Annotated in this window: 18 protein-coding genes and 1 riboswitch; of the genes, 2 read left to right on the top strand and 16 right to left on the bottom strand. The window is 70.6% G+C overall.

Annotated features, from left to right (window positions below; all coding sequences use genetic code 11):
* Positions 1 to 34: 34 nt before the first annotated feature.
* Positions 35 to 655 carry a TetR/AcrR family transcriptional regulator gene (locus tag PGH47_RS36640; protein ID WP_271667000.1) on the top strand — a complete coding sequence of 207 codons (621 nt, stop codon included), beginning with the start codon at positions 35 to 37 and terminating at the stop codon, positions 653 to 655.
* Positions 656 to 758: 103 nt separating this feature from the next.
* On the opposite strand, the gene PGH47_RS36635 is transcribed toward PGH47_RS36640, so the two are convergent.
* The 3 genes from PGH47_RS36635 to PGH47_RS36625 form a co-directional block, all read right to left on the bottom strand.
* Positions 759 to 1,544, bottom strand: coding sequence for an SGNH/GDSL hydrolase family protein (locus tag PGH47_RS36635; protein ID WP_271668236.1), 786 nt, complete (start codon positions 1,542 to 1,544; stop codon positions 759 to 761).
* Positions 1,545 to 1,789: 245 nt separating this feature from the next.
* Positions 1,790 to 2,719, bottom strand: coding sequence for a peptidoglycan DD-metalloendopeptidase family protein (locus tag PGH47_RS36630; RefSeq protein ID WP_271666999.1), 930 nt, complete (start codon positions 2,717 to 2,719; stop codon positions 1,790 to 1,792).
* Between the two features lie 4 nt (positions 2,720 to 2,723).
* A riboswitch (cyclic di-AMP (ydaO/yuaA leader) is annotated at positions 2,724 to 2,889 on the bottom strand.
* Positions 2,890 to 3,188: 299 nt separating this feature from the next.
* Positions 3,189 to 5,258 (bottom strand): alpha-galactosidase, encoded by a 2,070-nt coding sequence (locus PGH47_RS36625; protein ID WP_271666998.1) that lies wholly within the window; start codon positions 5,256 to 5,258, stop codon positions 3,189 to 3,191.
* A 180-nt stretch (positions 5,259 to 5,438) separates the two neighbouring features.
* Between PGH47_RS36625 and PGH47_RS36620 the strand changes: the two genes are divergently transcribed.
* The gene (locus PGH47_RS36620) at positions 5,439 to 6,236 is read left to right on the top strand and encodes a tyrosine-protein phosphatase (protein ID WP_271666997.1); all 798 of its coding nucleotides are present in this window, start codon (positions 5,439 to 5,441) and stop codon (positions 6,234 to 6,236) included.
* 10 nt (positions 6,237 to 6,246) lie between these two features.
* Here the strand turns inward: PGH47_RS36620 and PGH47_RS36615 are convergent, their stop codons facing one another.
* From PGH47_RS36615 to hpnC, 13 genes are all read right to left on the bottom strand, one after another.
* A complete protein-coding gene (locus PGH47_RS36615; protein WP_128379435.1) occupies positions 6,247 to 6,366 on the bottom strand; it encodes a DUF6126 family protein in 120 nt (39 codons plus the stop codon).
* On the bottom strand, positions 6,363 to 6,995 hold the full coding sequence (locus PGH47_RS36610; RefSeq protein WP_271666996.1) for a helix-turn-helix domain-containing protein: 633 nt from the start codon (positions 6,993 to 6,995) through the stop codon (positions 6,363 to 6,365). Before PGH47_RS36610 ends, PGH47_RS36615 begins: the two co-directional genes overlap by 4 nt.
* A gap of 167 nt (positions 6,996 to 7,162) precedes the next feature.
* Entirely contained in the window at positions 7,163 to 8,548 is a 1,386-nt protein-coding gene (locus PGH47_RS36605) for an aspartate aminotransferase family protein (RefSeq protein WP_271666995.1), read from the bottom strand.
* A complete protein-coding gene (gene dxs, locus PGH47_RS36600; RefSeq protein ID WP_271666994.1) occupies positions 8,545 to 10,503 on the bottom strand; it encodes a 1-deoxy-D-xylulose-5-phosphate synthase in 1,959 nt (652 codons plus the stop codon). Before dxs ends, PGH47_RS36605 begins: the two co-directional genes overlap by 4 nt.
* A gap of 31 nt (positions 10,504 to 10,534) precedes the next feature.
* Complete coding sequence (gene ispG, locus PGH47_RS36595) at positions 10,535 to 11,710, bottom strand: flavodoxin-dependent (E)-4-hydroxy-3-methylbut-2-enyl-diphosphate synthase (protein ID WP_271666993.1); 1,176 nt, start codon at positions 11,708 to 11,710, stop codon at positions 10,535 to 10,537.
* Positions 11,711 to 11,714: 4 nt separating this feature from the next.
* Positions 11,715 to 12,737, bottom strand: a complete 1,023-nt coding sequence (gene hpnH, locus PGH47_RS36590; protein WP_030945596.1) for an adenosyl-hopene transferase HpnH — start codon at positions 12,735 to 12,737, stop codon at positions 11,715 to 11,717.
* 5 nt (positions 12,738 to 12,742) lie between these two features.
* Positions 12,743 to 13,384, bottom strand: coding sequence for a 5'-methylthioadenosine/S-adenosylhomocysteine nucleosidase family protein (locus tag PGH47_RS36585; RefSeq protein ID WP_150498880.1), 642 nt, complete (start codon positions 13,382 to 13,384; stop codon positions 12,743 to 12,745).
* Entirely contained in the window at positions 13,384 to 15,408 is a 2,025-nt protein-coding gene (gene shc, locus PGH47_RS36580; protein ID WP_271666992.1) for a squalene--hopene cyclase, read from the bottom strand. Before shc ends, PGH47_RS36585 begins: the two co-directional genes overlap by 1 nt.
* A gap of 143 nt (positions 15,409 to 15,551) precedes the next feature.
* Entirely contained in the window at positions 15,552 to 16,688 is a 1,137-nt protein-coding gene (locus PGH47_RS36575; RefSeq protein WP_271666991.1) for a polyprenyl synthetase family protein, read from the bottom strand.
* Positions 16,688 to 18,115, bottom strand: a complete 1,428-nt coding sequence (gene hpnE, locus PGH47_RS36570; RefSeq protein ID WP_271666990.1) for a hydroxysqualene dehydroxylase HpnE — start codon at positions 18,113 to 18,115, stop codon at positions 16,688 to 16,690. Before hpnE ends, PGH47_RS36575 begins: the two co-directional genes overlap by 1 nt.
* Positions 18,112 to 18,255 carry a DUF6380 family protein gene (locus PGH47_RS36565; RefSeq protein ID WP_271666989.1) on the bottom strand — a complete coding sequence of 48 codons (144 nt, stop codon included), beginning with the start codon at positions 18,253 to 18,255 and terminating at the stop codon, positions 18,112 to 18,114. Before PGH47_RS36565 ends, hpnE begins: the two co-directional genes overlap by 4 nt.
* A complete protein-coding gene (gene hpnD, locus PGH47_RS36560; RefSeq protein ID WP_271666988.1) occupies positions 18,255 to 19,202 on the bottom strand; it encodes a presqualene diphosphate synthase HpnD in 948 nt (315 codons plus the stop codon). Before hpnD ends, PGH47_RS36565 begins: the two co-directional genes overlap by 1 nt.
* On the bottom strand, positions 19,199 to 20,098 hold the full coding sequence (hpnC, locus tag PGH47_RS36555; RefSeq protein ID WP_271666987.1) for a squalene synthase HpnC: 900 nt from the start codon (positions 20,096 to 20,098) through the stop codon (positions 19,199 to 19,201). The genes hpnD and hpnC overlap by 4 nt, the downstream gene beginning before the upstream one ends.
* Positions 20,099 to 20,133: the final 35 nt, after the last annotated feature.

Raw genomic sequence — 20,133 nt, 5'->3', positions numbered from 1 at the left:
GGAACGGCCGGTGACGAGGCTTTAGGGTGACGACGTGGCAAGAGTGCGGTTGAGCGTGGCGGAACGGCGTGAGGAGTTGCTGGGCGCCGCCGTCGAGCAGATAGAGGCGCGGGGCGTGGCGGCGGTGAGGATCGCCGACGTGGCCTCGGTGCTCGGCGTGAGCAACGCGCTGGTGCTGTATCACTTCGACACCAAGGAGAAGCTCGTCGCGGCCGCGTTCACCCATGCGGCCGAAGGCGACCTGGCCCGTCTGCGCCGGCTCCTCGGACGCCGTACGACGGCACTGCGGCGGCTGCGGGCGGCCGTGCGCTGGTACGCGCCGACCGGTCAGGCCAAGGGTTGGCGGCTGTGGATCGAGGGCTGGGCGGCGGCGCTGCGCGAACCCGCGCTCCAGGAGGTCACCCGGGACCTCGACCGGCAGTGGAAGGGGGCCATCGCCGAGGTGATCGCCGAGGGCGTCGCCGCCGGCGAGTTCCCCTGCCCGGACCCCGGCGGCACGGCCCTGCGCCTGACGGCCCTCCTCGACGGGCTCGCCGTACAGCTGACGTCGTACCCGGGCTCGATCTCGCGTACGCGTGCCCAGGAGTGGGTGGACGAGGCGCTGGCCCGGGAACTCGGGCTGGAGCGGAAGGCGTTGACGGCGTCGAACCGGTGATGGTGTGTGTGGTGCGAGCACACGTGGCGTGACCACATACGTCCGGGCCGCACCGATCAGCCATCGGTACGGCCCGGACGTATCGGTCGCTCGGGAACCTCTCTCAAGCCACCGATCGGATCCGCATCTTGATGTCGTCCGGGGACAGCGCGCCCTTGGCCGTCACATGGTCGCCCGACGACTCGCCGCGCAGTCGTCGGCCGATCCACGGCACCAGGTACTCGCGGGCCCAGTGGACGTCGTCCCGCCGGACCTCGAGGGTGCCGCGGGGCGGGAGCGGCGGCCAGGGCTGGTCCGGGTCGGCGGGGATCTCCAAGCCGAGGACCTGGCCCGCGCGGAGCGCCACGCGCGTGTGCCCCTCGGGAGACAGGTGGAGCCGGTCGTCGTCCCAGGCGCGGCGGTCCTGAACGGTCTTCAGGGACCACAGGTCGAGCACCGGGCAGCCGTACCGGTCGGCGATGGCGCGCACATGTCCGTTGTACGTGGCGATCTTGCCGCGCAGATGCTTCAGCACGGGCACGCCACGGGTGTCGAAGCCGGTCGTCACCATGACGGTGCCGACGGCCGAGGTGAGCCGGACGATCGCCCGCTCGAAGCGCTCGGCGACCTCGTCGGGGTCGGTTCCGGGTCGGATGATGTCGTTGCCGCCCGCAGAGAACGAGACCAGGTCCGGGGCCAGTTCGGCGGCCTTCGGAAGCTGGTTCTCGATGATCTGGTCGAGCAGTTTGCCGCGTACGGCGAGGTTGGTGTAGTCGAAGTCGCCCTCGGGGCGCCGGTCCGCGAGCAGGACCGCGAACCGGTCGGCCCAGCCGACGAACGCGCCGTCGGGGCCGGGGTCGCCGACGCCCTCGGTGAAGCTGTCCCCCACCGCAACGTACGACCCGATCACTGCACTGCTGTCACTCTTCGAATCGTCTGCCACATCGGCCCATGATTCACCTTCGAATGTGACCTACGCGACCGTAGGAAAGGGTTGACGATCGGTGAGATAAGCCACTCCTAAAGTGTTCACCAAACGTGGAATAACCCTTTGAACAGGGGTGTTGTGGGCGCAACATGCCGAAGGCCGGACCCGGGGATCGGGGTCCGGCCTTCGGCCGCGTGTCAGGCAGGTGGTTCTGGCGTGGCGCCGCGTCAGCCGATGGCGACACCCTTGGCGCGCAGGTAGGCGACCGGGTCCACGTCCGAGCCGTAGTCCGGCGTGGTGCGGATCTCGAAGTGCAGGTGCGGGCCGGTGACGTTGCCGGTCGCACCGGAGAGGCCGATCTGCTGGCCCGCGGTCACCGTCTGGCCGCTGGAGACCGAGAGCGAGGACAGGTGGGCGTACTGGGCGTAGTAGCCGTCGGCGAGCTGGATGACGACCTGGTTGCCGTACGCGCCGCCCCAGCCGGCCGAGACGACGGTGCCCGCGCCGACCGCCTTCAGCGGGGTGCCGGTGGCGGCGGCGAAGTCGACGCCGGTGTGGTAACCGCTGGACCACATGCTGCCCGCGACCTTGTAGCCGGTGCCGAGGGAGGCGCCGGACAGCGGGGCGGAGAAGCCGTTGACGGTGCTGGTGGTCTCGGCGGCCGCGGTCGCCTTCTTGGGCGCGGCGGGCTTCGCGGCGGACGAGTCCTTCGCGGACGACTTGGACGCCGAAGAGGGCTTGGAGGGCGACGACTTGGGGGCGGTCGTCGCGGCCTTCTTGCCGCCGATGGCGAGCTTGAGGCCCGGGTGGATCAGCGACGGGTCGGAGCCGACGGCCTCACGGTTGTCGGCGTAGAGCTTCTTCCAGCCACCGCTGACGTTCTGCTCGTCGGCGATCTTCGAAAGGTAATCGCCGACCTTCACCGAATAGGTCCGCACGTCCGTCTTCTTCTGGGCGACCTTCTTGTCGGCGGCCTTCTGGCCGGCGACCGGAAGGGACTGAACGGCCTTTTCCGAAACGGACTGCGAGGGAGCGGCGTGGGCGCCGGTGGCTCCCATGAGCGGAAGAGCGAGAGCGGCGCCACCGGTTCCGGCGACGGCTATGGAGCGGGTGAAGCGCAGGGACTTCGGACGGCGATGCTTACCCTTCGCGGGCATGACGAATTCCTCTCCGGCGCCTGCGAGGTGAGCTGTCGGGTGCGGGCTGGAGATGCCCGGCCGCGCCATGGCGCGACTTGACCCCTAGCCGTTCCGGAGACCGGAACAGGCGGTTGTACCTGTGGGTCCCCCGCTCCTGCCGTGCACGGGTGAGTTTGCGCGGAATCCGAGCGGCGGCAGGATTGGGCGTCCGTCCGGATTGGTGGCGAACGTAAGCGAGGAAGACGCATGGGAACAAGTGAGAGGTTCCGTCCGAATGCGTTCCTGTTGATCCCTTGTGGGAATTAGCCGTCACCGTGCGTGAAATATGAGGGCGTCGCCCGACTCAAAGCCCCTTGAAAAGCCTATGAATTACGTGGACATGACGGGCGACGCACCGTCACGGCTATGACGCTCCTCACGTGACACTGCTCCAGCTTTCTTTATTGCAGAGCGAGTTGGAATGAAGGTGCCAATTCGGACAGATCGCCTAGATGCGACGGAGTCGAATAACCATCGCATCAAGGTCGCCCTTCAGGTTGGCGCGCAGTCCGTGATGCACCAGTACGGCCCCTCGGTGAATTTCGCCCGTTTCAAGGCATTCATACGCAGCTGTCGGATCCAGACCACGCAGCCGGAGCGCCGGGAGGGGCTCGCCGTAGCTCTGCGCCTGGAGCCAGGCCAAGACGACCGTTTCGTCCCCGAGCACGTACTGCACCGCACTCAGCCCGCCCCGCGGGGGCCGCAACCGGTACAGGTCGCCGCGCTGCACCAGGGGCCGGATCTCCTTGTAGAGCGCCACCCACTCCCCGGCCTCGGCGAGCTCCTCCTCGGTCCACCGCGCGAGGTCGCCGCCGACACCGAGCACCCCGGCCATCGCGCTCACGAACCGGAAGCGCAGCGAGCTGGCACGGTGGTTGAGCATGGCGTTCGGGCTGTCGGTGACCCAGGCGGCCATGGCCCGGGCCGGATGGATCTGGCTGAAGCCGTGCTGGATGGCGAGCCGGTCGAGCGGGTCGGTGTTGTCCGAGGTCCACACCTGGTCCGTACGGCCGAGCACACCGAGGTCGATGCGCCCGCCGCCGCCCGAGCAGGACTCGAAGGCGACGCCGGGGTGAGCGGCGCGCAGCCGGTCCAGCAGGTCGTACAGGGCATGCACATGGTCGACCCACAGGCGCTGCGGATACGCCTCACCGGGCCAGCCGGCATCGCTGAAGCAGCGGTTGAAGTCCCACTTCACATAGTCGATCAGAGCACTGGAGAGCAGCCCGTCGAGCCGCTCCCAGAGGTACTCCCGGACGTCGTCGCGGGCCAGGTTCAGCACGAGCTGATTGCGAAATTCCGTACGCTTTCGTCCCGATTGGTACTGAACCCAATCAGGATGTGCGCGATACAGCTCGCTGTCCGGATTGACCATTTCTGGTTCGACCCAGATGCCGAACTGCATGCCGAGCGCGTGCACGTACTCGGCGAGCGGCTTGAGGCCGGAGGGGAAGCGGTCGGGGTTGGGCGTCCAGTCACCGAGCCCGGCGCGGTCGCTGGTGCGCGTCCCGAACCAGCCGTCGTCCACCACGAACAGCTCGACGCCGATGGCCGCGGCCCGCCGCGCGAGGAGGCTCTGCTGCTCCTCGGAGATGTCGAACTCGGTCGCCTCCCAGGAGTTGAACAGCACCGGCCGGTCCCGGTCTGCGTCCGGGATCACATACGCGCGCTGGTACGCGTGCCAGGCGCGGCTCGCCCCGCCGAAGCCGCCGTCGCTCCAGAGGCCGGCGAAGACGGGCGTGGTGAAGGACTCCCCCGCGGCCAGCCGCAGCAGGCCAGAGTCGTCGTGACCGGCGCCGCCGGTGACCTGCACGCGCGCGTCCGGGAGTTGGGCAACGGCTATCCGCCAGGACCCGGACCAGCCGAGGGCGCAGCCGTAGACCTCGCCGCGTTCCTCGGTGGCGTCCGCATCGAGCGCGACCCACGGCAGATGCTGGTGTCCGGTGTGGCCGCGGCGGCTGCCGATGACCTTCTCGCCGTAGGTGAGCGGGGCCCGCGCAAGCCGTGACTCGGCGCCCCAGCGGCCGTGCAGCTGGGACAGCCGCCAGCCCTCCCGCTCGGGCAGGGTCCAGGCCGCCGAGTCGGCGCGCAGCAGCTCCAGGGCGGCTCCCTGGTTGTCCAGGGTCACCCAGCGCTCGACGACGTCCCCGCGCATCCGGTAGTGCAGCGTGACGTTCAGTCCGCCGTCACGGAAGCGCAACCGCAGTTCGTCACCCTCGGACTCGTGGCGCTCGAAGCTCCACTCGGTGCCGCGCCGCTCGTCGGTGCGCACGGACAGGGCGGGCCGTACGAAGCGGGGGCCGCCCTCGACGGGGTACTCCTCGCGTCCGTCGAGCGGGGACTCGAAGGGCCAGTACTCCGGCAGCGGGCGCACGGCGAGCGCCTCGGCGTCGGCGAGTCCGATCCGCGGTCCCCAGTGGAGGTGCAGCAGTTCGTCGCCGTCGGTCAGGTGGAGGGCGTAACTGCTGGTCGGCCCGGAGAGGAGCCACGTACGGCCGTTGTCGGAGATCCCCAGCATCAAGCCCCCACAGAGACGAACGGGTGCGATCAAGTACCAACATCATCAAGGGCCGCGAGGCTCCGAGGCAACGCCTGTGGACAACTCATTGCCCCAGGAATCCATGTCGTATGGTCGAGAGCGCACCCCGTCGGCCGCATCGCCGAGCCGCGCCGCCGGGACTGACTGGGAGGAGCCCCCGTGACGCAGCAGATCCCGTCGACCGAGCCCGAATTGGCGGGCGTTCGCAACTTCCGTGATGTGGGCGGCCTGCCCACCGTGGACGGACGACGGGTGCGGCACGGAGTGCTGTTCCGCAGCGGCCACCTCGCGCACGCGACGACCGAGGACGCAGACTTCCTCGGCGCGCTGGGGCTGCACACGATCTTCGACTTCCGCAACGCCGCCGACCAGAAGCTCGAAGGACCGGACGTCGAGCTGCCGGGCGTGCGCAACGTCAACCTGCCGCTCTCCGACCCGGCGGACGGCGCGGAGTTCTGGAAGATGGTCCGGGACGGCGACCTCGACCAGCTGCGCGGGATCCTGTCGGACGGCAAGGGCGCGAACCGGATGATCGTCTCCTACCGCTCGATCATCAAGGAGCGCACCGGTGAACACTCCCAGGTGCTGCACTCCCTCGCCGAGGACAGCGTCCCGGCGCTTATGCACTGCGCGGCCGGCAAGGACCGCGCGGGCCTGTCCATCGCCGTGACGCTGCTGGCCCTCGGCGTCGAGCGTGAGGCGATCGTCGCCGACTACCTGGAGTCCAACGCCAAGCACCGCCGCTACAAGGTGCGGCGCAGCGCCAGCGACGCCTCCGCCTACTCGCCGGAGGTCATGGAGCTGCTCAGCCCGCTGTTCGACGCGCGGGCCGAGTATCTGACGGCTGCCTTCGAGACCATCGAGGACACGTGGGGCGGCGTCGACACCTACCTGGAGCAGGGCCTGCGGCTGAGCCCCGAGTCCCGGGACCGGCTGCGCGAGCGGCTGCTCGACTGACGCGCCCGGCCTACTTCGCGCCCGCCTCGAACAGGAAGTAGATGAAGGCGGCGAAGACGTGCCCCACCGCGATGTAGATGATGAGCCGCACCCACAGGGCACGCGGGAACTTCTCCTCCATGTCGCTCATGGCGTCTCTCCAGGGGTGGGGCCCAGGCACAGGGTGGCCGTGGGGCTCTGCAACAGGGTGTGGACGAACAGCAGCTCGACCCCGCCCGGGTCCAGGGCGGCGATGCGGTGCGGGGTGAGCGAATCGAAGTGCGCGCTGTCTCCGGGCGCGAGCCGGTGCGTGGTGTCCCCGAGGCGCAGCCGCAGCCGCCCTTCGAGGACGTAGAGCCACTCCTCGCCGGGATGCACCCGCACGATGTCGCCCTGCGAGCCGTGCGGCACATGGACGCGCAGGGCCTGCATTCCGCGTCCGGGCGCGCCGGCCTGCCAGTACGTCCAGCCGCCGGCGGCGGTCGGTTCCATATCGGCGGCGCGCACCACGGCGTCCCGGTCGGCGGCCGACTCGCCGAGCAGCTCGGAAACCGTCGTACCGTAGATGCGGGCGAGCGCGAGCAGCATCGGCAGCGAGGGCTGGCGTTGCCCGGTCTCCAGCCGGGAGAGGTGGGCCGGTGACAGCCCGGCGGAGCGGGCCGCGGCCTCCAGGGTGAGGGCGGCGCGCCGACGCAGGGCCCGGAGCTGGGGCGCGACGACGGGGAGCGCCTCGGCCGGCACTTCCGCCTCGCCCTCGGGCGAGGTCTCGGGAGAGCTCATGCTCCCCATTCAGCCGCAGGTTTGCCTCTGCGGCAAATTTCTTGCCTCAGAGGCAAAACCGGCGGAACGCGAGCTGAGAGCCCGACCGGGCGCTCACGGGCCTACCGGACCCGCACCGGCACCCGACCGGACCGCAAGGCCCTACCGGACCCGCGGCGTGCGTGCCCTCACCGGTTGGCGACCGCCTGCTTGATCAACGTCTTGCCGAAGTCCCACATCAGCCCGCCGCCGCTGTGCGCGTCGTCCATCACCTCGGTGAAGGCGTCGACGAACCGGTCCACCTCCCGCTCGCCGATGATCAGCGGCGGGATCAGCTTGATCACCTCCAGGTGATCGCCGGAGACCTGGGTGAGGATCCGGTGCCTGCGCAGCAGCGGGACGACGACCATCTGCGCGAACAGTCCCTTGCGGGCGGCCTGGAGCATGGTCCAGCGGCCGCGCAGCTTCAGCGAGTCGGGACGGCCGAACTCGATGCCGATCATCAGGCCACGGCCTCGGACGTCGGCGAGCAGCTCGTACTTGCCGACCAGCGCCGCGAGCCGGGACCGCAGCTGCTCCCCGGTCGCCCTCGCGTTCGCGACGATCTGCTCGTTCTCCATGACGGACAGCACGGCGAGCCCGGCCGCCATGGCCTGCGCGTTGGACCCGAAGCTCGCCGAGTGCACGAGCACCCGGTCCATGGACGAGTAGACCCTCTTGAAGATCCAGTCCTTGCCGAGGGTGGCCCCCACCGGCACATAGCCCCCGGAGAGCGCCTTGGCGACGCACACCAGGTCCGGCTCGACGCCCTCCTCGTGCTGGTAGGCGTAGAAGTCACCGGTGCGGCCGAGGCCCGTCTGCACCTCGTCGGCGATGAGCAGCGCCTTGTGCTTGTGCAGCAGCTCCTGGGCGGCCCGCAGATAGCCGGGCGGGGCCTCGTGCACGCCCTTGCCCTGGATCGGTTCGACGATCAGGGCGGCTACGTCGCCCTTCTTGAGCTCCCGGGCCAGGGCGTCGAGATCGCCGAGCGGCACGGCCGTGTCCGGCAGCAGCGGGGCGAAGCCGTCCCGGAAGCCGGACTCGCCGTTGACGGACAGGGAGCCCGTGGTCAGCCCGTGGAAGGCGTGATCGCAGTACAGCACCCGCGGCCTGCCCGTGACGAAGCGTGCGAACTTCAGCGCGGTCTCCACCGCCTCCGTCCCGCTGTTGCCGAAGAACACCCGGTCCAGGTGCGGGCTGTGGGTGAGGAGCCGCTCCGCCAGCAGCCCGGGCAGCGGCTGGCAGTCGAAGCGGGTCAGGTCGGCGAGCTGGGCGTCGAGGACGTCGTGCAGCGCCTTGCGGACGACGGGGTGGTGGCGCCCCAGGCCCATCACCCCGAACCCGGCGAGCATGTCCAGGTGGTCCTCGCCGTCCGCGTCCCAGAAGTGGGCGCCCTCGGCCCGGTCGTAGACCTTGTCGAAGCCGATGGTGTGCAGCATGCGCGGGAGCTGGTGGTTCAGGTACTTCGTGTGCAGCTCGTAGCGCTCGGCTCCGCGCTCGGCGAGGAGCCTGCCGAGGTCGAACTCGCTCGTCATTCGGCTTTCTCCTTGACCGGCACGACGGTACGACCGTCGTGGCTCCCCTCGGCCCGCACCGCGTCGGCCACGCTCTCCTCGGCCTCCTTGAGAGCGAGGCTCGCACTGATCCGGCCGGCGACCTCGACGGGCGTGAGGCCGATGTCCGCGAGCACCTCGCCCCGCTTGGCGTGCGCGAGGAACTGCTCCGGGATGCCGAACCGCCGCACCGGTACGTCGACGTCGGCGTCGCCCAGGGCCAGCGCCACGGCGGAGCCCACCCCGGAGGAGCGGCTGTTGTCCTCGACGACGGCCACCAGCCGGTGCTGCGCGGCGAGGGGCGCGAGCGCGGGGTCGACGGGTTTCACCCACCGCGGGTCGACGACGGTGCAGTTGATGCCGCGGGCCCGGAGCAGCTCGGCCGCCTGGAGGCACACCGGGGCCATCACACCGACGGCGACGAGCAGGACGTCCGGCTCGCCTGCGTCCCGGTGCAGCACGTCCAGCCCGCCCACCCGGTCCACCGCCGGGATCGACGGGCCGACCGACTCCTTGGGGAACCGCACGAGTGTGGGCGCGTCGTCGCAGGCCACGGCCTCGCGCAGCTGGGCCCGCAGCTGGTCGGCGTCGCGCGGCGCGGCGATCCGCAGGCCAGGGACGACCTGGAGGATCGACATGTCCCACATGCCGTTGTGGGAGGCGCCGTCGACGCCCGTGACGCCGGCCCGGTCCAGCACGAACGTCACTCCGCAGCGGTGCAGCGCGACGTCCATGAGGAGCTGGTCGAAGGCACGGTTCAGGAACGTGGCGTAGACGGCGACGACCGGGTGCAGCCCGCCCGTCGCGAGGCCCGCCGCGGACACGGCCGCGTGCTGCTCGGCGATCCCGACGTCCCAGACCCGGTCGGGGAACCGTTCGGCGAACCTGCCGAGCCCGACGGGGTGCAGCATGGCCGCCGTGATCGCCACGACGTCCTCCCGCTCCTCGCCGATCCGCACGATCTCCTCGCCGAACACCGACGTCCAGGACGGCCCGCCCGACGGCGCGAGCGGCTCACAGGTCAGGGGGTCCATCACGCCGACGGTGTGGAAGTGGTCCTCCTCATGGGCGAGGGCGGGTTCGTAGCCGCGCCCCTTCTCCGTGAGGCAGTGGATCAGCACGGGTCCGTGGAACCGTTTCGCCCGCCTGAGCGCGGACTCGACGGCCCCGATGTCGTGCCCGTCGATCGGGCCGACGTACTTCAGTCCCAGGTCCTCGAAGAGCCCCTGCGGCGCGAACGCGTCCTTGAAGCCCTTCTTCGCGCCGTGCAGGGCCTCGTAGACGGTGTTGCCGACGACGGGCGTGCGCTGCAGCACTTCCTTGCCCCAGGCCAGGACCCGCTCGTAGCTGTCCGTGGTGCGCAGGGTGGCCAGGTGGTTGGCGAGCCCCCCGATGGTCGGCGCGTACGAGCGCTCGTTGTCGTTGACGACGATGATCAGCGGCCGGTCCTTGGCCGCCGCGATGTTGTTCAGCGCCTCCCAGGCCATGCCGCCGGTCAGCGCCCCGTCGCCGATCACCGCGACGACGTGCCCCTTCTCCCCCTGCACCTGACGGGCCTTGGCGAGCCCGTCGGCCCAGCCGAGCGCCGTGGAGGCGTGGCTGTTCTCGACGATGTCGTGCTCGGACTCCTCGCGCGAGGGGTAGCCGGACAGGCCGCCCTTGCCGCGCAGCTTGGAGAAGTCCTGGCGTCCCGTCAGCAGCTTGTGCACATAGCTCTGGTGACCGGTGTCCCAGACGATGCGGTCGACCGGCGACTCGAAGACCCGGTGGAGCGCGATGGACAGTTCCACCACGCCCAGGTTGGGCCCGAGGTGTCCGCCGGTCCTGGCGACCGCGTGCACCAGGAACTCCCGGATCTCGTCGGACAGTTCACCGAGTTCCGCCTCGGACAGCGCCTTCAGGTCGCGTGGTCCCCGGATGCTCTCCAGAATCGTCACGCTCGGGCCCCCTCTCGGTCCGTGCCTTGCTTCAACTCACAGTCACTGCCGGTTTCCCCGTGACGATGGGGGCGCCCGATGCGGCCCCGTCCTGCTCCATCTGTTCGGCGATCTTCATCGCCTCCTCGATCAGGGTCTCGACGATCTTCGACTCGGGGACGGTCTTGATGACCTCGCCCTTCACGAAGATCTGGCCCTTGCCGTTGCCGGAGGCGACCCCGAGGTCGGCCTCCCGCGCCTCGCCGGGACCGTTGACCACACAGCCCATGACGGCTACCCGCAACGGCACTTCCATGCCTTCCAGGCCGGCCGTGACCTCGTCGGCGAGTTTGTAGACGTCGACCTGGGCCCGCCCGCAGGACGGGCAGGAGACGATCTCCAGGCGCCGCTGCCTGAGGTTCAGCGACTCCAGGATCTGGATGCCGACCTTGACCTCCTCGGCGGGCGGGGCGCTCAGGGACACGCGGATCGTGTCGCCGATGCCCCGTGACAGCAGCGCCCCGAAGGCGACCGCCGACTTGATGGTGCCCTGGAAGGCGGGCCCGGCCTCGGTGACCCCGAGGTGCAGCGGGTAGTCGCACTGCGCCGCGAGCTGCTGGTACGCCTCGATCATCACGACCGGGTCGTTGTGCTTCACCGAGATCTTGATGTCCCGGAAGTCGTGCTCCTCGAACAGCGACGCCTCCCACAGCGCGCTCTCCACGAGCGCCTCCGGAGTGGCCTTGCCGTACTTCTGGAGCAGCCGCCGGTCGAGCGACCCGGCGTTCACTCCGATCCGGATCGGCGTGCCGTGGTCCCTGGCCGCCCGCGCGATCTCCTTGACCTTGTCGTCGAACTGCTTGATGTTCCCCGGGTTGACGCGTACGGCCGCACACCCGGCCTCGATCGCGGCGAACACGTACTTCGGCTGGAAGTGGATGTCCGCGATCACCGGGATCTGGGACTTGCGGGCGATGGTCGCGAGGGCGTCCGCGTCGTCCTGCGTCGGGCAGGCCACGCGCACGATCTGGCACCCGGACGCCGTCAGCTCGGCGATCTGCTGCAGGGTGGCGCCGATGTCGGACGTCCGGGTCGTCGTCATCGACTGGACCGACACCGGGGCGCCGCCCCCGACCGCCACCGGGCCGACCTGGATCTGCCGCGACACACGTCGCTCGGCGACCGGCCGGACCGGTACCTCGGGGACGCCCAAGGAGATGGCGGTCATGGCGTCACTCCCGGTTTCCGGAGACCGTCTCGCGCATGGCGCGCAGCGACTCCTTCAGCGAGCCCATGGTGGCGAGGACGGCGGTGGGCTCGTAGCCGCAGTGCGCCATGCAGTTGGCGCAGCGCGGGTCCTTGCCGCGGCCGTACTTGTCCCAGTCGGTGTCCTCGATCAGCTCCCGGTACGTCGGCACGTACCCGTCGCTCATCAGGTAGCAGGGGCGCTGCCAGCCGAACAGGGAGTAGTTCGGGATCGCCCACGCGGTGCACGGGAAGTCGACCTTGCCCTCCAGGAAGTCGAGGAACAGCGGCGAGTGGTTCAGCCGCCACTTCCTGCGGTTGCCGCCCGCGAAGGCCTTCTTGAACAGCTCGCGGGTCTGCTCGACGCCGAGGAAGTGCTCCTGGTCGGGGGCCTTCTCGTAGGCGTAGGCGGGCGAGATCATCATCTCGTCGACCTTGAGGTCGTCGTTGAGGAAGTTCAGCACCTCGACGATGGTCTGCGGGGTGTCGGTGTTGAAGAAGGTGGAGTTGGTGGTGACCCGGAAGCCGCGCCGCTTGGCCTCCTTGATCGCCTCCACCGCCTCGTCGAACACGCCCTCCTTGGCCACGGACTCGTCGTGGCGCTCGCGCAGGCCGTCGATGTGCACGGCGAAGGCGAAGTAGGGCGAGGGGGTGAACTTGTCCATCTTCTTGCGCAGCAGCATGGCGTTGGTGCACAGGAAGACGTACTTCCGCTTGGCCACCAGTTGCCGCACGATCTCGTCGATCTGCGGGTGCATCAGCGGCTCACCGCCGGCGATGGACACCATGGGCGCGCCGGACTCGAGCACCGCCCCCACGGCCTGGGCCACCGGCATGCGCTGCTTCAGTACTCCGGCCGGGTGCTGGATCTTGCCGCAGCCCTCGCATTTGAGGTTGCAGGCGAACAGCGGCTCCAGCTCGACGATCAGCGGGAACTTGTCACGCCTGCGGAGCTTTTGTTCAGCCAAGTAAGTAGCGACCTTGATGGACTGACGCAGCGGCATGGCCATCTGGCTCACCTCCTGGGGAGCAGCAAAGAACGGTGCCATTCGTAGAATGCAGGTAGAACGGTACGAAGGACGCGGAAAGCTGATATTCCACCGCGCAACGTGCCGATCCGGACGAGTTCATGTTCTGGAGCGTCCACGACCACCCGGACGGCCGCAACCGGGCGCTCGCCCGTACGGACGGCGCTCAGTAGCGTCGCCGCCGACTCCATGTCGACCGCGATTGCACCGGTCGTGAGCAGATCGGACCGTTCCTGACCTCGGACGACATGGTCCGAGCCGGTGAGCGGTCCGGTGTGGACGGTGCGGCCCGGGACGGTCCGCACGAGTTCTTTGACGAGTAGGTCGGTTCCCACGCACGGAACGGTTCCCGCCGGATCCCGGGTCTCCTCGGCGACCACCAGATCGCCGGGGTGCATCCCGGGGGCGAGCCCCGCGCAGAAGCCGGTGGCGAGGACCGCGGCCCCGGCGAGGGCCGGGTCGGCGAGCACCCGGGTGACGGAGCGTTCCGCCGCCCGGGGCCCCATGCCCGTACGGAGCACGGTGACCGGCCCGCCGGCGCCGCCGCGCTCGCCCGCGCGCAGGGCGAACTGCTCGATGCCGAGCGCGCAGGCGATCAGCAGCGGGGCCGGGGCGGGCTGCGGGCTCATCAGCTCCCCTTGGCCTCGGCGAGCGACCTGCTGGGCCCCGCGCTCCGCTCGGCGAAGGGCTCCCCGTGCACATACCGGCCGAGCGCCGTGAGCGGGAAGACCTGACGGTAGAGGTGGTAGTTGATGGAGAAGTCCCAGGGGAACCCGGTGCCGGTGAAGTACGGCTCGTCCCAGGAGCCGTCCGCCAGCTGGGTGGCCGCGAGCCACTCGACACCGCGCTCGACGGCCTTGGAGTCCCTCTCCCCCGCGGCCAGCAGCGCCATCAGCGCCCACCCGGTCTGCGACGCCGTCGAGGCGCCCTTGCCGCTCCACTCCTTGACGTACCTGTAGGAACGCAGGTCCTCGCCCCAGCCGCCGTCGTCGTTCTGGACGGACTCCAGCCAGGTGACGGCGCGCCGGATCGCGGGGTGCGAGCCCGGCATGCCGGCGGCCACCAGGGCGGGTACGACGGATCCGGTGCCGTAGATGTAGTTCACGCCCCAGCGGCCGAACCACGAGCCGTCCGGTTCCTGCTCGGCAAGCAGCCATCGGATGCCGCGCCGGGTGCGCGGGTCGTGGGCCAGGCCCTCGACGGCGAGCATCTCGACGACGTGCGCGGTGACGTCCGCCGACGGCGGGTCGATGACCTCGCCGAAGTCGCAGAACGGCAGCCGGTTGGGGAACGGGCTGGTGTTGTCGACGTCGAAGGCGCCCCACGCCCCGTTGCGGGACTGCATCCCGAGGTTCCAGCGCACACCGCGGCCGATCGCCTTCTCCAGCCGTTCCGGGTCGTGGTGCCGGACCCGGCGCAGGGCGAGGACCACCTCGGCGGTGTCGTCGATGTCGGGGTAGTTGTCGTTGTGGAACTCGAACGCCCAGCCACCCGGCGGCAGTTCGGGCCGCTTGACCGCCCAGTCGCCGGGCCGGACGATCTCCTCGCCCAGCATCCAGTCGGCGGCCCTGACCAGCTGCGGGTGATCGGCGGGCACGCCGGCGTCCGCCAGCGCGATGGTGGCGAGGCAGGTGTCCCAGACCGGGGACTGACAGGCCTCGATCATCCGGGCCCCGTCCTCGCGCCAGACGGCGAAACGGTCCAGCGACGCGAGCCCCTCGCGCATCACCGGGTGCTGGAGGTCGTAGCCGAGCAGATGCAGCGCGATGATCGAGTACACCGCCGGAGGCTGGATGCCGCCCCAGCAGCCGTCGTTCTCCTGCCGCTCGATGATCCAGCGGGCGGCGGTGTTCATGGCGGCTCTTCGCAGTCGCCTCGGGGCGACCTTGCGCAGCTGGTGCAGCGCCTTGTCGAGCCGCTGGAAGGCACCGTCCCAACTCGCCGCCGGTGCAAGGGGCCCCGGCGGATTGGGGTCGGCGGGGTCGGTGTGCAGTTCGTCGAGGGGGAAGGGCGCGGGCCGTACCGGGCGCTTCGCGGAGACGATCGTCAGCGGGACGATGGTCTGCCGGGCCCAGCAGCCGAAGTCGTAGATGTTGAGCGGGACCCACTTGGGGAAGTAGATGAGCTCCGGCGGGAGTTCGGGCAGGTCCTCCCACTTCCACCAGCCGAACAGGGCCAGCCAGATCCGGGTGAAGACCCGGGCCGCGGCGATGCCGCCCTGCTCGCGGATCCAGGCGGAGGCCCGCGCCATGTGCGGTGCGTCCGGCGCGTCGCCGGCCAGGCGGAGGGCGACGTACGCCTCGATGGTGGTGGAGAGCTCGCCCGGCGCGCCGTAGAAAGTGCCCCAGGTGCCGTCCTCGCGCTGCTCGCCCCGGATGAAGAGCGCGGCGGCCTGAGTGGTCCTCTCGTCGCGGATGCCCAGGAACTGACGGAGCAGAAGGTCCTCGGCGTCCATGGTGACGTTCGTCTCGAGGTCGCCCTTCCACCAGCCCTGGGCGTCCTGCTGCGCCAGCAGGAAGTCGGTGGCGCGCCGGACCGCGCCCTCGGCGGCTTCGTGCACCCCGGCCGCCACGGGGTTCTCGCTGTCGGTGTCGCTGGCCGCGGCTGCCCGGGGCGGCCGCGCCCCGGTGCTTCCGTCGGTCGTCGCTGTCATGGCTTCCCCTTCGTGCAGTGCTACAGGTAGTGCGTCTGCTGTGGGTCCGCCGTCGGCCGGTGCGCTTCTTCCAGCGACACCGGCCGGCGACTACGCGAGGGCTATTCGACCGATACTGATCATCTCTTTTCGCCCGGTGGTGATCATCTCTTTCGTACGACGACGAAGTCGGCGAGCGCCGTGAACTGCGCCCGCACCCGGTCGGGCATGTCGACGGCGTCCAGGGCCTCGACGGCGACCGCGTGCTGGCGGCGCGCCTCCTCGGCGGTCCACTCGCGGCCGCCCGCCTCCTCGATGAGGGCGGCACGGGCGGCGAACTCCTCCTCGGAGAAGTTCTCGAAGTCGCTGCTCTTGGCGTCCGCGGCGAGGATCTCGCCGAGCCGCTCGGAGGCGGGGCCGCCCGCCGCGAGCGCGGCCACGACCGGCAGGGACTTCTTGCGCTGGCGCAGGTCGCTCCAGGTCTGCTTGCCGGTGGAGACCGGGTCGCCCCAGATGCCGAGGAGGTCGTCGACGGCCTGGAAGGCGAGCCCCAGGTGGTAGCCGTACTTCTCCAGGGTGTCGGCCGTGTGGTCGTCCGCCCCGGCGAGCACCGCGCCGATGGAGCTGGCGCTGGCGAGCAGGGCGCCGGTCTTGTTGCCCTCCATCTCCAGGCACTCCTCGACGCCGACGCGGTCGCGGTGCTCGTAGGAGATGTCCTGGGCCTGACCGTCGATCAGGGCGCGGGTGGCGGTGGTCAGCCGGCGGGTGGCGCGGCCGGCCTCGACGGTGCCGAGCTCCAGCAGCACCTCGTTGGCCAGCGCGAACATGGCGTCACCGACGAGGATGGCCTGGGCGGGGCCGTGCACCTTCCAGACCGTGTCGCGGTGGCGGCGCTGCTCGTCGCCGTCCATCAGGTCGTCGTGCAGCAGGGAGAAGTTGTGGACCAGCTCGACGGCGACGGCGCCGGGGATGCCGACCTCGGGCGCGGCGCCGGTGACCTCGGCGGAGAGCAGGGCGAGGGCGGGACGTACGGCCTTGCCGCCGTCGCCGGCCGTGGGCCTGCCGTCGGCGTCGATCCAGCCGAAGTGGTAGGCGGAGACGGTGTCCATGGGAGGAGCCAGGCGGTCGACGGCCGCACGCAGGACCGGTGTGGTCAGGGTCCTACCGCGCTCCAGGAGCGCGGTCACCGACACCGCGGTCTCTTCAGCGGCCTTCTCGGCCGGGGGCACAGTGGGCACGTTCTCTCCTCTTGTTGCGCTACGGGGGGTGCGGGGGCCTGCCGCCGACTGCTCGTTCAGCATCACGCCGCCTCCTCGACGTCGAAGAGGTGGCTGGGGCGAGGCCGGCCCAGAGCGCTCAGCGCGGCTTCGGCCGCACTCACGCCGCTGCGGACCGCACTCTCCATGGTCGCGGGCCACCCTGTGGCGGTCCACGCGCCGGCCAGGTACAGGCCGGATGCCTTGGTGCGGGCGCCGGGCCGCAGCCGCCCGACGCCGGGGGTGGGGGCGAACGTCGCCGTGCGCTCCCTGGTCACGAAGAAGTCCTGCACCCGGGCTCCGCGCGCCCCGGGCAACAGCCGCTCCAGCTCCGGCAGATACCGCTCACGCAGGGTGGCCACGGGTTCGTCGATCTCGTCCTGGGCCGCCGACTGGGAGACGGCGAGGTACTGGCCGTCCTTGAGCCCGGAGGCGTCGGTGCGGTCGAACACCCACTGGAGGGGGCTGCCCAGGGCCGTGAGGAACGGCGTGCTCAGCACCTTGCGGTCGTAGACGACATGGACGTTGAGGATCGGCGCGGTGCCGATCTCCAGGAGCTGTTCGGGGGCGTCGAGAGCACCGCCGGGCAGCAGGTCGTACGCCTCGCGCTGGGCAACGGCGAGCACGACCGCGTCCGCCCGGAGCGTCTCGCCGGGAACCTGAACGCTCCAACGTCCGTTCTCGTCAGAGGAGATGGAGGTGACGCGTGTACGGACCTCGGTACGGACGCCCGCGGTGTCGAGCGCCTTGCGGGCCAGCCGGTCATGCAGTTCGCCCAGCGGGACGTGCGCCCATCCGATGTCGGCGGCGCCCGGGTCGGACAGCAGACCGGTCTTGAACACCATCGCGGCGAGCCCCAGCGAGGCGTCGCCCGCGACCGCGTTGAGAGTGGCGACCCCGACCAGGTCCCACAGGGCCTCGACGGCACGCGCCGACTGACCGTGCGCGGTCAGCCAGCTGCCGAAGTCCTGGGTGTCCAGGGTCGGATCGGCGAGGTCGAGCCCCTTGAGCGCGAGCGCGGCACGCCCGACCCTGGCGCGTTCGGCGAGGGAGAGATGCGGATATGTCGCCAGGCTCCGGCCCAGGTGCAGGGGCACGGGCAGCGCGTCGCGCCGCAGTCTGCCGAGCCGTCGGCCCTCGGGCTTGTCGACGTCGACCACGGGTACGTCGAGCCGGTCCTGGAGCGGCGCCAGCGCCGTCCCCTCGATCCGGTCGAGGAACCAGCGGTAGGCGGTGCAGCAGCGCAGGTAGACGTGCTGTCCGTTGTCGACGGTCAGATCGCCGCGCTGGAAGGAGAAGGCCAGGCCGCCCAGCCTCGGCCTGCCCTCGATGAGGGTGACGCGGACGCCCGCGTCGGCGAGTGCGAGCGCGGCGGTGATGCCGGCGAGCCCGCCGCCGATCACGACGGCGTCCCTCCCGGCCCGTCCCGGGATGTCCGCGAGCGACCCGTCCGGCCGCGTGCCGTCGGTCATCGTGCACCCTCCCCTGCGCGACCGCCGTGCCGATGGTTCAACGGTGTACCGCCGGTCGTCTCAGTCAGGGACGCCGCATGACGGCGGAGGGTTGCCTGCCACTTTTCCCCGGTGGCATCACCTTGGGCCGAAATGTCCATCAGGCACGCCTCCTGACGGTTCGGGTGACATGCCGGGCGTCGAGACCGGACAGACCGCGCACGGCGACGTACGCCTTCTCGCGTCCGGGCAGGGAGACCCGGCCGCGCAGCACGGCCTCCGGGTCGCGCTCGATGCGGTCCAGCAGACGGCGGTAGATGCCGGCCATGGCGGCGACGCACGCACCGCTGCGCCGGTCGAGCATGGGGAGCAGCCGGTAGCCCTCGGCGAAAAGGGCGCGGGCCCGTCGCACTTCGAAGTGCACGAGGCCCGCGAAGTCGGAGCCCTCCGGTGGGGTCGGCCCGCTGAAGCCGGCCGAGCAGCCGAATTTGGCGAGGTCGTCGGAGGGCAGATAGGTGCGCCCTCCCTCGGCGTCCTCGCGGACGTCACGCAGGATGTTGGTCAGCTGCAGCGCCAGGCCGAGCGTGTCCGCGTACTCCGACGCGCGCTCGACGCCGCGGGCGGCCGGTTCGGTGCCGAACACACCGAGCGACAGACGGCCGATGGCGCCCGCCACGCAGCGGCAGTAGACCTTCAGGTCGTCCCAGGTCTCGTAGGTCTCGCCGCGTACGTCCATCAGGACGCCGTCGATCAGCTCGTCCAGTCCGCCGAGCGGGATCGGGAAGGCGTCGGCGGCATGGGCGAGCGCGACGGCCACGGGGTCGGTGTCGTCCTCGTCGACCTCGTGCTCGCGGATCCGGGTCAGCAGTTCCCGGGTGTCCTCCAGCCTCGCGATCTTGACGTCGCCGCTCAGGGCGCCGTCGCCGATGTCGTCGACGCGGCGCGAGAACGCGTACAGCGCCGACATCGCCCGCCGCTTGGGCGTGGGCAGCAGCCGGATGCCGTAGGCGAAGTTCCGTGCCTGCTGTCCGGTGACGGCCTCGCAGTAGCTGTAGGCGGCGAGTACCGGTGCGGACGCGTGTGGTGCAGACTCCACGGTCCGGATCACCCCTCTCCTCGCAGAGTCACGCCCACCTCGCGCAGCAGTCGGAGCTTGCTGGCCTTGGGCGGGCCCGGCAGTACGTCGTATTCGGCGGCGGCGATCGCGCCGATCGCCGCCCTTCCCCCCGCCACGAAACCCGCCAGCAGCAGCTTGAGCCTGCCGTGGACGCTACCCACCAGGGGGGTGCCTTCATTCAGGAGGTTCCGGGCACGTTCGGCTTCGTATGCAACCAGTGCGCGCACCGATGCGCCCGCCGTTTTCGCCCCGAGATCGGTTTCGTCGACGTGAAAGCGTTTCATGTCCGCCGCGGGCAGATAGATCCGGTCACGGCCGAGGTCCTCGGCGACGTCCTGGAGGTGCTCGACGATCTGGAGCGCCGTGCACACCGCGTCGGAGCGGCGGATCCGCTCGGGTGTGGCCGTACCGGTGACGGCGAGGACGAGTCGGCCGACGGGGTTGGCGGACAGTTCGCAGTAGGCAAGCAGATCGTCGTAGGTCTCGTAGCGCCCGACGAGTTGGTCCTGGCGGTTGGCGGCGATCAGGCCGAGGAACGGCTCGGGGGTCAGCGAGCAGCGGCGGACCGTCGGCTGGAGGCGGCGCAGCAGGGGGTGGCGGGGGGTGCCGTCGAAGACGCGGCGCAGGTCGGCCTCGAAGGCGTCGAGCAGGACAAGACGGTCCTCGGCCGACTCGGGCGACACGCCGAGCAGGCGGGCGTCGGCACCGCCGGGGGCGAGATCGCCGTCGCCGATGTCGTCGACGAGGCGGGCGAAGCCGTAGACGGCCATCAGGTCGTCGCGCCAGGCCCTGGGCAGGAAGAACGGCGCCACGGGGAAGTTCTCCGCGGCGGCCTTGTCGAGCGTGCCGCGCGCCGGATCGTCAGGGCGCGCGCCGGTTCCCTTCACCGTGGACTGCCCGGGGCGGGGACGGCGCAGGCGGG

Origin of the sequence: Streptomyces sp. HUAS 31, from assembly GCF_028198125.1 — a bacterium.
GTDB classification, from domain to species: Bacteria; Actinomycetota; Actinomycetes; order Streptomycetales; family Streptomycetaceae; genus Streptomyces; species Streptomyces chartreusis.
The sequence above is the reverse complement of the archived record's forward strand: the minus strand, read 5'-3'. Positions and strand labels throughout refer to the sequence as shown.

What these genes read in the sequence shown, in the direction of transcription:
- PGH47_RS36630 (WP_271666999.1), bottom strand. Translation starts at nt 2,719, where the DNA reads ATGCCCGCGAAGGGTAAGCATCGCCGTCCGAAGTCCCTGCGCTTCACC.
- PGH47_RS36625 (WP_271666998.1), bottom strand. Translation starts at nt 5,258, where the DNA reads ATGCTGGGGATCTCCGACAACGGCCGTACGTGGCTCCTCTCCGGGCCG.
- PGH47_RS36615 (WP_128379435.1), bottom strand. Translation starts at nt 6,366, where the DNA reads ATGAGCGACATGGAGGAGAAGTTCCCGCGTGCCCTGTGGGTGCGGCTC.
- PGH47_RS36610 (WP_271666996.1), bottom strand. Translation starts at nt 6,995, where the DNA reads ATGAGCTCTCCCGAGACCTCGCCCGAGGGCGAGGCGGAAGTGCCGGCC.
- PGH47_RS36605 (WP_271666995.1), bottom strand. Translation starts at nt 8,548, where the DNA reads ATGACGAGCGAGTTCGACCTCGGCAGGCTCCTCGCCGAGCGCGGAGCC.
- ispG (WP_271666993.1), bottom strand. Translation starts at nt 11,710, where the DNA reads ATGACCGCCATCTCCTTGGGCGTCCCCGAGGTACCGGTCCGGCCGGTC.
- hpnH (WP_030945596.1), bottom strand. Translation starts at nt 12,737, where the DNA reads ATGGCCATGCCGCTGCGTCAGTCCATCAAGGTCGCTACTTACTTGGCT.
- PGH47_RS36585 (WP_150498880.1), bottom strand. Translation starts at nt 13,384, where the DNA reads ATGAGCCCGCAGCCCGCCCCGGCCCCGCTGCTGATCGCCTGCGCGCTC.
- shc (WP_271666992.1), bottom strand. Translation starts at nt 15,408, where the DNA reads ATGACAGCGACGACCGACGGAAGCACCGGGGCGCGGCCGCCCCGGGCA.
- PGH47_RS36575 (WP_271666991.1), bottom strand. Translation starts at nt 16,688, where the DNA reads ATGCTGAACGAGCAGTCGGCGGCAGGCCCCCGCACCCCCCGTAGCGCA.
- hpnE (WP_271666990.1), bottom strand. Translation starts at nt 18,115, where the DNA reads ATGACCGACGGCACGCGGCCGGACGGGTCGCTCGCGGACATCCCGGGA.
- PGH47_RS36565 (WP_271666989.1), bottom strand. Translation starts at nt 18,255, where the DNA reads ATGGACATTTCGGCCCAAGGTGATGCCACCGGGGAAAAGTGGCAGGCA.